Genomic DNA, 13,420 nt, shown 5'->3' with positions numbered 1-13,420 from the left:
TCGTTGACGAGCCGATGAAAGCGAGCCGCCCGGCCTGATCAGGTCAGGGGCGTGTTCGGGCTCGGCCTGGCCACCGGCAGCACCGGAATCGCGAAGCGTGGGCCTGCGCCCCTTCGTTCCGGCATCCTGGGTGGCTTCCCGGCGTGTTGCGCGGAACCTGTGTGTGCGGCCCACCCCTGCCCAGTCGGATCCATCCCGGATCCATCGCACGTCCATGGGGTTTCGTCATGCCATTTGCTGTCTACGTGCTCGGGCTCGCGGTCTTCGCCCAGGGCACTTCGGAGTTCATGTTGTCCGGCCTGCTCTCGGACATCGCCGCCGACCTGCATGTGTCCGTCCCCACCGCCGGGTTGCTGACCTCTGCGTTCGCGATCGGGATGGTGATCGGCGCGCCCGCGATGGCGCTGCTGAGCCGGAACCGGCCGCGTCGGCGGGCGCTGTTGTTCTTCCTGGGTGTGTTCGTCGCCGTGCATGTGGTCGGCGCACTCACCCCGAACTACCCGATCCTGCTGGTCACCCGCGTGCTCGGCGCCCTGGCCAACGCCGGGTTCTGGGCGGTCGCCCTGGTCACCGCGATCGACCTGGTCGGGCCCGAACGACGGGCCCGGGCCACCTCCGTGGTGGTCGGTGGCGTCACCCTCGCGTGCGTGGTGGGTGTGCCTGCGGGTGCCGTGCTCGGCGGTTGGTGGGGATGGCGGGCGGCGTTCTGGGCGGTGGCCCTGGTGTCGCTGCCGGCCGTCTTCGCGATCGCCCGGACGGTGCCGAACCGGGCAACCGAGTCGACCGAGGCGGGCGGCACGGGCGCGGCGACCGGGTCGGACCGGGCGGGCAACGCGACCGGCCACGACGGCACGGGCGGAGTGACCGGCGGCATGAGCGCGGGTCGGGAACTGCGGTCCCTCGCCACGCCGTCCCTGCTGCGCACGCTGCTGCTGAGCGCCCTCGTGCAAGGCGCCACCTTCGGTTCCTTCGCCTACCTCGAACCCATCGTCACCGAGGTCGGCGGCCTCGATGACGGCTGGGTCCCGCTCACCCTCGCGCTGTTCGGGGTGGGCTCGTTCGTCGGCGTCACCATCGCGGGCCGGATCGTCGACGCCCGCCCGAACACACTGATCACCGTCGGATCGGCGGCCCTGGCCACGGGATGGGCCGCACTCGCCCTGACCGCCGACCGCCCGGCCGTCCTGCTCGTGCTCGTCCCGATCCAGGGAATGCTGGCGTTCGGCACCGGAACGGCCCTGATCGCCCGAGTACTTCGCCTCGCCCCGCCCACCTCCGCACTGGCCGGCGCGGCCGCCACAGCCGCCTTCAACGTAGGCGCCGCCCTCGGCCCCTGGTTCGGCGGCCTGGCCATCGACGCCGGCCTCGGCTACCGCGCGCCCCTATGGGTGAGCACAGCCCTGATGTTCGCGGCCTTGGCCACGACCCTGCTGCCCGACAGCCGAACCACCCATGCTTCGGCGGCGCCCGAGCTTCCCGGGGCACACCAGCGCACCTGACCCCCGACCCCACCACCCGAACGCCCCGAAGCAGAAGCAGTACCCGGGCCTCTCGGGCTCCGGCGGCGGTGGTCGTCCCCGGCCACCGCCGCCGCTCCCGCACGCAACCGTCGGACGGCGCAAGGTTCGCGTCGAGCCGGCGGAGGCGGCACAGGTCAGCCCGTCCCGATCCGGGCCAGGGCTCGCATGGTTGCGGGAGACAGGCGGCTGAGCAGTCGGCCCAGCTTCGCCTCGGGCGTGACCGGGACCACCGGGCGGTGTCGGCGGATGGCGTCGACGATGTGGTCGGCGACCTTTTCCGGGGGGTAGTTGCGCCTTGCGTAGAGTCGGGAGAAGCGCTCGCGGCGGGCGTTCTGCTCGGTGTCGTCCGTGTCGGAGAAGGTGGTGGTGCGGGTGATGCCGGTGTTCACGATGCCCGGACAGATCGTGCTCACCCGGACGCCGGACCCGGCGAGTTCGGCGCGCAGGCAGTCGGACAACATCGCCACCGCGGCCTTGCTCGTCGCATAGGCGGCCAGTTGTTTGGACGGCGTGTAGGCCGCCGCCGAGGCCAGGTTGACGATGTGACCGCCGGTGCCACGCTCGGCCATCAACGTGCCGAACGCGCGGCAGCCGTGGATCACCCCCCACAGGTTGACGTCCAGTACCCGCTTCCACTCGGCGGCGGTCGTGGCCAGGAACGTGCCCGAGTGGCCGACGCCCGCGTTGTTGACCACGATGTCCGGGACACCGTGGGCCTGGGCGACCTCCGCCGCGAAGGCGTCCATGGCCGCGCCGTCGGCCACGTCCATGCGATACGCGTGCGCCGTTCGCCCGTACAGTCGGGCCAGTTCGGCCGTGCGCTCGACGGCGGTGAGGTTCACGTCGCACAGCACCAGGTCCGCGCCCTGCTCGGCGAACGCGACCGCGGTGGCTCGCCCGATCCCGCCGCCCGCGCCGGTGATCAGCGCCAGCCGGCCCACGAACGGGCCCTTGTCGAGCGGGCGTTCGGGTTGCCGAGCCAGGTCCAGGGCCGGTGTCGTGGTGCCGTGCTCGATGTGCTCGACGAACTCGCGGGTCATCCCGGCCACGGTCGGTCCCTTCTCCAGCAGGGCGGACCAGTGGCCGGCGGCGATGGATCGCCGCCAGAGTCGGGGTACCCAGCGCTCCAGGCCCTCGGACAGCGCCGCGCCGACGTAGCGGTCGCCGGTGAGGGTGATCAGTTGTACCGGCACGGTGGTTTCGCGTCGGCCCGGCAGCAACATCCGGGGCAGCATGTTGGCCCGGTAGAGCGCGATTCCGCGCACCGCGTCGTCGCCGAGGGTGGGCCGCGGATGGCCGGCGCGCGGCCGGATCCCCTCCGCCCGCGCCAGCACCCGGCCCCAGTTCGCGGCCAGGCCCAGCTTCCAGGCCGCCGGCGCCAGCACCGGCAGGTGGAACGCGGTGATGTACCACGAGCGCACGGACTGCGCCGCGAGTTGACGCACGTGTCGGGGGGTGGGCCGGGCGAACCGGCTGCGGGCCCAGTGTCCGACGTGGTCCAGGCACGGTCCGGAGATCGAGGTGTACGAGGCGATGCGGCGCGGACCGGCCCGGTCGGTGACCGCCTCCCAGGCCTGGATCGAGCCCCAGTCGTGGGCCAGCACGTGTGCGGCCCGATCCGGGGCGACCGCGGCCAACACCGCGAACAGGTCGGCGGCCAGCTGTTCGAGCCGGTAGCCGTACCGGTTCCCGGGCGCGCCCGAAGCCCCCGCGCCGCGGACGTCGTAGCGAACCACCCGATGATCGCGCTCCAGGTCCGCGGCCACCTCGTCCCACACGTGATGGGTGTCCGGATAGCCGTGCACCAGCAGCACCAACGGACCCCCTTCCGGGCCCTGTTCGTACACCGCGAGGGAGACCCCGCCGGAGACCACCGTACGGGTGGGCAGCCCCTCGACCACGTCCACGACGCGCTTGGCGGGCATCGCGGCCGGCGCCGTCATCGGCCGGCCGCCGCACGCGCGCGGCGCACATGCGGCACGTCGTCGTCCAGCCAGTACGCGTCGTCGTCGGTGACCACCAGCAACTCCTCGAATTTGGCGCCCACTCCGCGCAGGGCGATATGCGGCTCGACCGCCCACAACCCCGGCGTCGGCGCGTGCCGCGAGGCTCGGCCGTCCGCCCACAGCGGCGAACGCCCGTGCAGTCGCGCACCGATCAGCTCCCGACCCAGGGTGCGCAGCGTGCGCACGCCGAAGCCCAGGACATTCACCCCGACCGGCCCGCGCAGCGTCACCCGGGTGACCCGATGGCCGATCACCCGGCCGGGGTAGACCCGATGTCGGTTGTCGTAGCCGTGTTCGACGATCAGCTCGTCCACCGTGCGGTACACCTCGTCGAGCGGTCTGCGCGCCTTGACCTCGCGCAGGATCAGGTCGCGGTAGGCGCCGAGGTCGCCGACGAGGCGATCCCACACCGCGTTCTCGCCGACCTTGCCGGCGTAGCCGATGTCGGCGGTGTACCCGTCCACGATCGGCGCGCAGTCCAGCACGTACGGCATGCCCTCGGTGAGTACCCGGCCGGTGGCGAAGAACTGGAGCGGGGTGCGGAATTTGCGGAACGCGGTGCGGTCGCCGAACCACGCGAACGGGATGTGGAAGAAGTCCTGGACACCCTCCGCCACCAGTTCCCGGCGCAGTCGTGCGGCGGCCTGACGCTCCGTCACGCCCGGTTCGATCCAGGCTGCGACGCGTTCGGCGCACCGGTACGCCAACCGTTGCACGTCGCGGAAACGATCCAGGTCCACCTCGTCGAAGGCGAATACCGGGATCCCCCGGGGCGGCCGCACCGCCGGAACCTGTAGCCGTGTGCTCATCAACTCCGCCTTCGTGAAGATTGGTTGACGCCGAGTCGGACGACGCCGAGTGGGTGGGCGGCGGCCGTTCGCGGCCGCGCCCGGCCGGTCAGAGATCCAGCACGAGCCGCTCGCCCGCCGCGGCCCGCGACACGCACACCAACATCGCCCCCGCCGCCCGCTCGTGGTCGGTCAGGCGCAGATCACGATGCTCGACGGCACCGGCCGACACCCGGACCCGGCACACCCCGCAGAACCCCTGCCGGCACGAGTAGGCGGTATCCGGCCGGGCTTCGCGCAGCACGTCGAGGGCGGATCGATCGGCGGGCACCGAAAGGTCGATCCCGCTGCGGCCCAACCGCAGTTCGAAGGCGTGCCCGTCGAGCACGGGCGCCGGCGCGAACCGCTCGAAGTGCAGCCCGTCGGCCGGACTCGCGTCGATCGCCGCCCGGATCCCGGCCAACATCGGCGTGGGTCCGCAGCAGTACACCGCGGCCCCGGCAGGTGCTCGCCCGAGCAGCTCGGCGCCATCGGGCGGCCCTTCCTCGTCGTCCGCGCGCACCTCGAACCGACCTTCCGAACCGCCCAGTTCGTCGAGTTCGAGGCCGAACGGCAGCGACGCGCGGGTGCGCCCGAGGTGGATCAGCCGCCAGTCCAGGCCGGATCGGGCGGCCTGGCGCACCATCGGCAGAATCGGGGTGATGCCGATGCCGCCGGCCAGGAACAGCACGGCCGGTTCGGCGGCGAACGGGAAGGCGTTGCGCGGTCCCGCCGTGCGCAACGTCGCGCCGACCGGCAGGGCGTCGTGCATCTCCACCGATCCGCCGCCGCCCGCGGCCAGTCGGCGGACCGCGATCCGGTAGGTGTAGCGGTCCTGCGGGTCGCCGCACAGCGAGTAGTGTCGGCGGCGTCCGGAGGGCAGTTCCAGGAGCAGGTGGGCACCGGGTTGCCAGCCGGGCAGTCGGCCGCCGGCCGGTGCGCTCAACCGCAGCGAGAGCACGTCCTCGGCCTCGACGACCCGTTCGCGGACCACGAGTTCGAGCGGCCCGGGGGTGGGGTCGAGCGGCCCGGCGGAGCGGGCTCGACGTCGTCCCCGATGGGCCACCGCCTCGGTGTGCAGCCGGCCGAGCACGGTCAGCGCGCGCATCATCCGGTCGCTGCGCTCGCGGCCGTACAGATCCGGCGGCGCGGTGGTCGGCGATATCGCGGAAGTCGGCGGCGTGGACGGGCTCATGGGCATCCTCGGCATCCTCGGCGTCCGGTGCGGATGGCGGCGGCCGGTGGTGGGCTCACCGGGCCGCGGCTCGGGCAGCGGGCGAACGGGCCAGGTATGCGACGGCCTGGCTCGTGGAACCCTCCTGGGTGGGGTGGTAGCGCGGCTTGACGTAGCGCGCGGCGGACCGGACGGCTCCGGTCGGCCCGGGCAACAGACCGCGCCGCGACGCCTGTACGTACGCCCGCCAGGTCGGCTTGCTCCGGTCCGTCGCCTCGGGGTCGGCGAGCATCAGGAAGCGCACCCCGCGCACCCACAGCCAGGTCAGCACCGGCCCGGTGACCGCCATCGTGCGCATCCGGCGCAGGTAGCCGGGGTCCAGGTGCACGAGCAGGTCGTAGGCGACGCTGCGGTGTTCCACCTCCTCGGCGCCGTGCCAGCGCAGCAGGTCCAGCATCACCGGATCCACCTCGGCCCGGTCCAGGCCGGGTGCGTTGAGCACCCAGTCGCCCAGGAACGCGGTGAAGTGCTCGATCGCGGCGATGATCGCGACCCGCTCGATCAGGTGCTCGCGGCCGGCCGCGCCGGAGAGTTCGGCCCGGGCGCCGAGCACACGACGGAAGAGCCACTCGACCTGGCGCACGAAGGGCGCCGGGTCCAGGCCCTTGGCGAGCAGCAGGTCCACCACGCCCTGGTGGGCCTCGGCGTGCACGGACTCCTGGCCGATGAAGCCGATCACGTCCTCGCGCAGCCGCTCGTCGGTGATCAGCGGCAACGCCTCCTGGAACGTGCGCACGAACCAGCGCTCGCCCTCGGGCAGCAGCAGGTGCAACACGTTCATGGTGTGCGTGGCCATCGGCTCCCCCGGCACCCAGTACATCGGCAGGCGCGACCAGTCGAATCGCACGTCGCGCGGGTCGAGCGCCAAGTCGCGGTGCTCGGCGGCACGAACTGCCGGGCCGTTGACAGGAGTTCGGGTCGAGCGCCGAACGATCCGGGGGACCGCTGCGGCGGGGGGAGCCGAGGACATGGCGGTGCTCCTTCATCGGAAGGACTCTTGTTACCCCACAGTAGGGAGTGTTGAATAAAAGTCAATACTCCGATCGTTCGTCTCCCGCGTCCGCTCTGCCGGAACGGCGGTCAGAACGGCTTGAGCACGATGTCGGTGGTCAGCTTGTCCGCGTGTACGAAGGCCTGTTGGGCACGCACGTCGGTCATGAACACGAACGGCGGGATGATCGGCGGCAGCGGCAGCGCATCGGGGGCGAAGTCGAGGCAGAGCAGGCCCTCGATGCAGCCGTGCAGCCGGGTCAGGTAGATCCGCACGTTGCCCACCAGATCCAGACTGCGGGTGGTCAACCGCACATTGCCGGCGGCGTCCGCGGTGGTGAAGGAATAGTTCTTCAGGTGCGCCGAGTTCATGGTCAGGACCAGCACCTTGCGCGGACCGGCGGCGGTGTCGATGGTGGTCACCCCCGCCAGCGCGAAGCCGTTCGGCGCGAACACGCTCGCGGTGATCTCCACGGGCTTCGCGTTGGCCCGCGCACCCGGCGCCGGCGCAGCGGCCACCGCCCCCGCCGACGTGGCGCGGACCCGCTCGGTGCGGGCTTGTTCGGCGCCGGCTCGCTCGGCGCGCGCCCGCTCGGCGCTCGGGCCGCCGAGTACGGATACCGCGATCAATATCGGAAGCGCCGCCGCCAGGAAAGCGGAAGGCGAGGCCCGGTCCGGCCACGATCCAAAATCCATGTCGAGTCCGTCCTCGTCGGAATCGGTCGCGCTGATGGAGATGCCGTGGAGCGAGACCGACGACGATGCGGGTGCCGTGGAGCACAAGGCACCACGATGCAGGCGTCTCGTCTCGAAGCGGGCGACCGGGATGGAGATCCCCGATCCGCCCGAGGGCTGCGCCGGTACTCTTGCCGTGGACGTGGCACGCGGGGCGCGATGCCCCCGCCACGTTGCTGCCAACCGTGCACGTACCTTGCCGCGACCGAGACTAGGCGTCGATTTGAATCAAAGTCAACGATCCCGCCGGGAGGGCCGCCGGACCCCGCCCGAGTCCGAACGCTCGCAGGCGCGCCGAGCCGAACTCGTAACCATCGGACGACAATTGTTCGCCGACACGTCCTACGACGCGTTGTCCGTGGACGAGATCGCTGCCCGGGCGAACGTCGCCAAGGGCCTGCTCTACTACTACTTCCGGAACAAGCGCGGTTTCTACCTCGCGGTGATCGAGGACTCGGTCGCCGACCTGGTCGCCCGGGCCCGCAGCGACGCGGACCAACCGGCCGCCGACCGGCTGCGCAACGTGCTCGACGGCTATCTGCGCTTCGCGCAGGGCAACCAGGCCGCCTACCGCACGGTGGTCAGCGGCGGGGTCGGCTTCGACACCGACGTGCTCACCATCCGCGAACGCGTCCGCGAGGAGATGCTCACCTCACTCGCCGAAGGCGCCTACGGCCGCGCCGACCTGTCGCCGATCGCCCGTGCCGCGCTGGTCGGTTGGCTGTACTGCGTCGAGGGGGTCACCCTGGACTGGCTCGTCCGCCGGGAACTGGGGCGCGAGGAGGTGCACCACCTGCTGGTGATGCTGCTCCTGGACACATTCGTCACCATCGCCCGCCTGGACCCGGCCTGGCAACCCCCCGAAGCAGCCCTGGCCCTGCATCGCGCCGGCGCACACCCGGAATAGCCGGGGCGCCGAATCGGCGAACGCGCACGCAACAGCCGGCACCGGAACACGGGCACCGGGGGAACGCGGGAACACGGGAACGCGGGAACGCGCGAACGTGGCCGCGTACGGGCCCAGGCCGACCGGAGATTCGGCATGCAACGGCCGTCTCTCCGGCGACCCCGCTCGGCATGCCGGGCCGTGGCCGCATCCGCCGCCGGCACCCCGGGATCGGCCGGCGCCGGTGGCCGGCCGTGTGCATGCGTCGGGCCCCGGCGGGTGGCGCCGCCGGGGCCCGTGATCGACTCGCCTCCCCCCGAGGTTGGTCGATCAGACCCGCTGCCACAGAGCCGGCACGTTGGGCGGCTCCCAGCCCGGTTGTGCCGTGTGGCCCTGCAGGCAGCGGTAGTTCTGGCCGCCGTAGCTCGCCGTGGCCCCGGCCGCGTAGTTGGTGCCGGCACGCCAGGTGCCGCCCGGCGGATTGGTGGGAGGCTCGCTCGTCGGCGGGTTGCTCGTCGGCGGCGTGGTCGTCGGCGGTACGCCGTTGACGTTCAGCACGAAGTCGAAGGACGCCTCCTTGCCGTTGCCCACGGTGCGAACCGTCATCAGCAGCCGGGGGTCGAAGATGGTGTCGGTGTTGTTGCGCGGTTCACCCGGGAAGTACGTCTGCGTGGTGAGGATGCCGCGGTTGGGCGCCTGGACCTTCATGTGCAGGTGCCGGGTGCGGCCCGGGTACAGGCCGGGCACGACCGTGGTGAGCTTGTAGGCGCCCTGGGCGTTGGTGTACTGGTGGCCCCGGAAGGTGTATCCGACGTTGTCGTAGTTGCCGTTGGTGTCCGCCTGCCAGAAGTCGAGCAGCACGTTGGCCAGCGGCTGACACTGACGACCGAACACGTACCCCGACACGGTGAGCAGCGTGCCCGCGCCGGTGAGCACCGAGCGCTCGGGCGAGTTGGGCTTGAAGTACGGGCCCTCGGTCTGGTCGATCGTCGGCTCGTCGCCGTCGTGGCAGAACGGCGTCGGTTCCAGGGTGTGACCCTGGTCGCGCTGCGCCCGGGCCAACGCGGGCACACCGCCGATGAGCAGCGGTAGAGGTGCGGCCACCAGGGCCGCCTTGAGCAGGCTCTTGCGGGTGATGCCGCGCCGGACGGGCTCGTCCTGATCGGTGTTGTCGGTGTCCACAGCGACCTCTTCTCGGCGAGGGGACGGGTGGGCCGGGTCGAGGCGAATCGATCCGGCCCACTCGCGATTGGTCTGAACCTATGCGCGGCGATCGGGCGCGTCGATGGACAAAGCAAGGCTCTCGTGGTGCTTCGCGTTGATCTCCCGGCGGTACTCGCCGGGGGTGCTTCCGGTCTCCCGGCGGAAGAACCGGCAGAAGTACGCGGGGTCCGCGAAACCCACCCGATCAGCCACCTGACGCACCGTCAGATCACTGCCCGCGAGCAGCCGTTTGGCCTCGACCACCTGGGTCTGGCGGATGATCTGGCCGGGCGTACGGCCGGTGGCGCTCTTCACCGCGTGGTTGAGATGACCCACCGAGACGCCCAGTTGGGCGGCGTACGCACCGACCGTACGCTCCAGGGGATCCAGGTCCACCGGCCCGTCCAGGAGCCGGGCGAAGCGCTGCGCGATGACGGCGGTGGGACCCGGGTCCGGTTCCGGCTCGGCGTCCGGGCCGTCCTGGGCCGCGAGTCGGGCCGCACGCAGGATCAGCACATGCAGGTATGCCTGCAGGATCGGAATGAACCCCTCGCCCTGCTCGGCGTATTCGCGGCGCATCTCCGCCACCACCCCGGCCAGTCCCGGCGCCGCGTCCGGAGTGGGCCGCAGCCGCGGATACCCGGCCAGTTCGCGGATCGTGTCCCGGTCCTCGGGGTGGGTGAACAGGAAGTCGTCGTTGAACAGGACGACCCAGCCGGTCAGTCCCTGCATGCGGTGCCAGAAGTGCACCTGGCCCGGCACGACGAAGAACAGGTGCGGCGGATTGACCGTTCTCGGCGCCAGATCGACCACGTGCGTACCGCGCCCACCGGTCACGAAGACGATCTCGTAGAAGGTGTGCCGATGGGGGAAGTCGGCCCGGGACATCGGTCCGATCGTGTCGAACGACCCGATCGCGAACGGCAGAATGCTCGGCGCGGGGACGTCCAATCGATGCAGCGGGACCGCCGGTCGAAGCTGGGTGGGTGAGCTCATCGGCCCCTCCCGACTGGTCCGTCGGGCCTGCCCGGCCTGCTGTTCCTGCGGAAATCCCGTGCCATGTCGGCCCCCTGGCGGTTCTCGGACGATGCGGCCGGCGCTCGATCAGCGGTCACGCTAAACCGTTCGATACCCGCCGTCGGCGACTTCGCACACTCCGTCACGAACTGGCAAACCAAGGTGCTCCGTACACCCGAACTCCGCCCCCGCAGCCCGACAGGCGCAGCCCGTCCGGCCACCGTGGCTCCCCCGTCTCCCGCGCCCACGGCGGCTGCTTCGGCTCGGCAACCGTTACCTCGCGGCCGAGTTCGCGGCTCAGCGAGGCGTCGGCTGCGCACGGCTTGGCGCCCGCCGGCAACCGACCGGCGGGCGGTGGTGACGAAGGCCGATCGGTTCGCTCCGCGGCGGGCGGCACGGCGTGCGCACGTGGGCAACCGGCCGCCGGCTCGCGGTGGGGTCACGAGCCGACGTCCGGCGTTCCTGGGCGATCGGCGGAGCATTCGGGGCGGGCGGCGTGGATCCGGTGGGATCCGGTGGGATCCGCGCGGCCCGCCCCGGCCGCCCGGTCTCAGCTGATCGCGAAGTCGTCCCCGAAGACCGAGCCTTGCGCGTACCAGCCGTGCAGGTAGACCGTCACCGAGCCGGAGGCGCCTACCGTGAACGGGATGGTCAGCTTGGTCCACGCGGCCCCGGGCGAGGCCCACGTGCTCGCGGTGGCGCCGCCGCTGACGCCCAGGTAGGCGTAGTTGCCGCGGACCCAACCGGTGAGCGTGTGGGAGGAGTTCGGAGCCAGTTGCAGGGTCTGCCGGCATTCGCCGGTCTGCGCCGCGCCGACCGCGGCCTCGATGGCGTGGGTGCCGCCGTGCGCGACGGAGGTGACCACCGCACCGCCCGGCTGGCAGGTCCACGGGCTCAGTGCGCCGCTCTCCAGGTCGGCGTTGAGCAGGCCGCCACCGGGCCCGCCGGTCACGGTGAGGTTGTACACCGCGCTGTGCGACGCCGACGGACCGACGCCGGCGACGGTGAGCGTGTACGTGCCGGGCGTGGCGGTCGCGGAGGCGCTGACGGTGAGCGTCGCCGACGCGCCCGCGTTCACCGAGGTCGGGCTGACCGTGGCGGCCACCCCGTTGGGCGCACCGGTCACCGTCAAGACGACGTTCTGGGTCGCGCCCGCGGTGACGGCGGTGCCGACCTGCGCCGACGCGCTGCCGCCCTGGGCGATGGTGCCCGACGCCGGAACGACCTGGATGGAGAAGTCGTCGGTGACCGGTCCGGAGGTGACGGTGAGCGTGTAGGTCGCGGTGTGCGTGGCGGACGGGCCGGTACCGGTAATGGTCAGTGGGTAGGTGCCCGGTGTCGCGGACGCGGAGGCGGCGATGTTCAGGGTCGCCGATCCGCCCGCGGTCACCGACGTCGGGCTGACCGTGGCGGCCACCCCGCCGGGCGCACCGGTCACCGTCAATGCGACGTTCTGCGCGGTACCCGCCGTGACGGCGGTGTTGATCGTCGCCGAGGTGGCGGCGCCCTTGGCAACGGACCCGGACCCGGGGTTCAACGCGAGTGAGAAGTCGTTGGTGACCGGTCCTCCACCGCTGGTGAACGGCGCGAAGGTGTGCGTGAAGTACCAGGTGTCCTGCGGGATTCCGGAGCAGTTGTCGGCCGCCCCGCCGCCCGGGCAGGAGCCGTTGTCGCGCTGGAGGGCCCACATCGACAGGGTGCCGATGCCTTGCGTCTTGGCCCAGTTGTAGACGGTGACCGCGTCGGCGGTGGTGAACGTCTCGGCCGGACCGAAGTCGTCCACGCCGGGCATCTCGGTGACCCCGACCATGGCCCACAGTTCGGCCTGGGTCTTGTTCGGATACAGCTGCGCGAGCTGGTTCTTCAGGCCGGTCGCGGCCGTCTTGGTGTCGTTGGCCATCTGGTGCGGCTGGTTGTCGTAGTAGTCGAACGTCATGATGTTGACCACGTCGACCCTGGTCCCGTTGGAGACCGCGTTCTGCAGCACGGCCAGGCCGCTCTGGGCCAGGCCCTGCGTCGTGGTCGGCAGCGTGTACTGGATCTGCAGTGGCCGGCCGGTGCTCGCCGCCCATGCCTGTACCTGCTTGATCGCCTTGTTGCGGCGGTCGATACCGGCCGGGTTGGTGAGCGAGTTGTCCTCGATGTCGAGGTCGATCCGGCTGACGTCGTAGGTCGAGACGACGTTCTGGATCGCGGCGGCGATCGAGTTGACGTTGGTGCAGCTGTCCGCGATCTCGGTACCGGTGTTGTCCGCGGTATAGCCGCCGAACGACGGGATCACATCGCCGCCGGCCGCACGGATCGTGGCGATGTCCGCCCCGAACGTGGACTGGGAGATCGGCATCCCGGTGTCCCCGGACCAGTACGGCGTGCAGGACCCCTTGCTCGGGGTCTGGATGAAGGCCATGGTCAGGTACTTCGCGCCGGACTGCGCGGACAACGTCGCCGGGCTCTCTCCGGTCCACGCCTCGAAGTACGGCGCGAACACGTGGGCCGGCATCGGAGTGGCCGCGGCCTGCGTGAGCGTGGCCTGCGGGGCGGCCTGCGGGGCGGCCTGCGCCGCGCCGCCGGCGGACAACACGAGCCCCAACGACGCGGCCGCGGTGGTCAGCACGGTCGCCAGGGTACGGAGCGGATTTGGTCGTCGCATGGGTACTCCCGCATTCGGTGGGACGGGAAGGCGGTGCGGGACGGGGGTGCGGGACGGGGGTGCGGGACGGGGGTGCGGGACGGGGGTGCGGGACGGGGGTGCGGGACGGGGGTGCGGGACGGGGGTGCGGGACGGGTGTGCGGGACGGGGTGTGTGCCCGCCGCTTCGCGGCGACTCGGGCCGCGCCTTGGAACTGCGGTAAGGCGGCGAGGCGGCGAGACGATGAGGCGGTGAGAGGGGAAGCGGTGAGAGGGAAAGCGGCGGAGCGGTCTGGCTGGGAATGGCCCACCTCCGGCCCGGCGGCGGTCGTCGGGTTGGTCGGGCCCGTCGGCTTCGTCCGGACCGGAGGTGG

Annotated in this window: 10 protein-coding genes; 2 read left to right on the top strand and 8 right to left on the bottom strand. The window is 71.7% G+C overall.

Translation table 11 applies throughout. From position 1 onward, the window contains the following. Positions 1–227: 227 nt before the first annotated feature. On the top strand, positions 228–1,499 hold the full coding sequence (locus ACIBM5_RS08240; RefSeq protein WP_396006011.1) for a Cmx/CmrA family chloramphenicol efflux MFS transporter: 1,272 nt from the start codon (positions 228–230) through the stop codon (positions 1,497–1,499). A 155-nt stretch (positions 1,500–1,654) separates the two neighbouring features. Here the strand turns inward: ACIBM5_RS08240 and ACIBM5_RS08235 are convergent, their stop codons facing one another. The 5 genes from ACIBM5_RS08235 to ACIBM5_RS08215 form a co-directional block, all read right to left on the bottom strand. Next, on the bottom strand, positions 1,655–3,463 hold the full coding sequence (locus tag ACIBM5_RS08235) for an SDR family oxidoreductase (protein ID WP_396006010.1): 1,809 nt from the start codon (positions 3,461–3,463) through the stop codon (positions 1,655–1,657). Next, positions 3,460–4,335, bottom strand: coding sequence for a M24 family metallopeptidase (locus ACIBM5_RS08230; RefSeq protein ID WP_396006009.1), 876 nt, complete (start codon positions 4,333–4,335; stop codon positions 3,460–3,462). The genes ACIBM5_RS08235 and ACIBM5_RS08230 overlap by 4 nt, the downstream gene beginning before the upstream one ends. Positions 4,336–4,423: 88 nt before the next feature. After that, positions 4,424–5,548 carry a PDR/VanB family oxidoreductase gene (locus ACIBM5_RS08225; RefSeq protein ID WP_396006008.1) on the bottom strand — a complete coding sequence of 375 codons (1,125 nt, stop codon included), beginning with the start codon at positions 5,546–5,548 and terminating at the stop codon, positions 4,424–4,426. Positions 5,549–5,603: 55 nt separating this feature from the next. Beyond that, positions 5,604–6,557 (bottom strand): metal-dependent hydrolase, encoded by a 954-nt coding sequence (locus tag ACIBM5_RS08220; protein WP_396006007.1) that lies wholly within the window; start codon positions 6,555–6,557, stop codon positions 5,604–5,606. A 110-nt stretch (positions 6,558–6,667) separates the two neighbouring features. Beyond that, a complete protein-coding gene (locus ACIBM5_RS08215) occupies positions 6,668–7,273 on the bottom strand; it encodes a hypothetical protein (RefSeq protein ID WP_396006006.1) in 606 nt (201 codons plus the stop codon). A gap of 364 nt (positions 7,274–7,637) precedes the next feature. On the opposite strand from ACIBM5_RS08215, the gene ACIBM5_RS08210 reads away from it, so the two are divergent. Continuing rightward, positions 7,638–8,219: a TetR/AcrR family transcriptional regulator gene (locus ACIBM5_RS08210; RefSeq protein WP_396006005.1), complete on the top strand. Its 582-nt coding sequence runs from the start codon at positions 7,638–7,640 to the stop codon at positions 8,217–8,219. 309 nt (positions 8,220–8,528) lie between these two features. Here ACIBM5_RS08210 and ACIBM5_RS08205 read toward each other — a convergent pair whose 3' ends face one another. From ACIBM5_RS08205 to ACIBM5_RS08195, 3 genes are all read right to left on the bottom strand, one after another. Then, positions 8,529–9,380, bottom strand: a complete 852-nt coding sequence (locus ACIBM5_RS08205) for a carbohydrate-binding protein (protein ID WP_396006004.1) — start codon at positions 9,378–9,380, stop codon at positions 8,529–8,531. 78 nt (positions 9,381–9,458) lie between these two features. Beyond that, the gene (locus ACIBM5_RS08200; RefSeq protein ID WP_391584152.1) at positions 9,459–10,397 is read right to left on the bottom strand and encodes an AraC family transcriptional regulator; all 939 of its coding nucleotides are present in this window, start codon (positions 10,395–10,397) and stop codon (positions 9,459–9,461) included. Between the two features lie 571 nt (positions 10,398–10,968). Next, complete coding sequence (locus tag ACIBM5_RS08195) at positions 10,969–13,068, bottom strand: glycosyl hydrolase family 18 protein (protein WP_396006003.1); 2,100 nt, start codon at positions 13,066–13,068, stop codon at positions 10,969–10,971. Between the last annotated feature and the right edge of the window lie 352 nt (positions 13,069–13,420).

The organism is Embleya sp. NPDC050493, assembly GCF_044458105.1.
Classification (GTDB): domain Bacteria; phylum Actinomycetota; class Actinomycetes; order Streptomycetales; family Streptomycetaceae; genus Embleya.
Note: the sequence above shows the minus strand (reverse complement) of the source record. Positions and strands in the feature narration are given on the sequence as shown.

Bases quoted from the DNA above. Each gene is read 5' to 3' on its own strand.
- ACIBM5_RS08215 (WP_396006006.1), bottom strand. From the start codon at position 7,273: ATGGATTTTGGATCGTGGCCGGACCGGGCCTCGCCTTCCGCTTTCCTG.
- ACIBM5_RS08225 (WP_396006008.1), bottom strand. From the start codon at position 5,548: ATGAGCCCGTCCACGCCGCCGACTTCCGCGATATCGCCGACCACCGCG.
- ACIBM5_RS08230 (WP_396006009.1), bottom strand. From the start codon at position 4,335: ATGAGCACACGGCTACAGGTTCCGGCGGTGCGGCCGCCCCGGGGGATC.
- ACIBM5_RS08240 (WP_396006011.1), top strand. From the start codon at position 228: ATGCCATTTGCTGTCTACGTGCTCGGGCTCGCGGTCTTCGCCCAGGGC.
- ACIBM5_RS08195 (WP_396006003.1), bottom strand. From the start codon at position 13,068: ATGCGACGACCAAATCCGCTCCGTACCCTGGCGACCGTGCTGACCACC.
- ACIBM5_RS08220 (WP_396006007.1), bottom strand. From the start codon at position 6,557: ATGTCCTCGGCTCCCCCCGCCGCAGCGGTCCCCCGGATCGTTCGGCGC.
- ACIBM5_RS08200 (WP_391584152.1), bottom strand. From the start codon at position 10,397: ATGAGCTCACCCACCCAGCTTCGACCGGCGGTCCCGCTGCATCGATTG.
- ACIBM5_RS08235 (WP_396006010.1), bottom strand. From the start codon at position 3,463: ATGACGGCGCCGGCCGCGATGCCCGCCAAGCGCGTCGTGGACGTGGTC.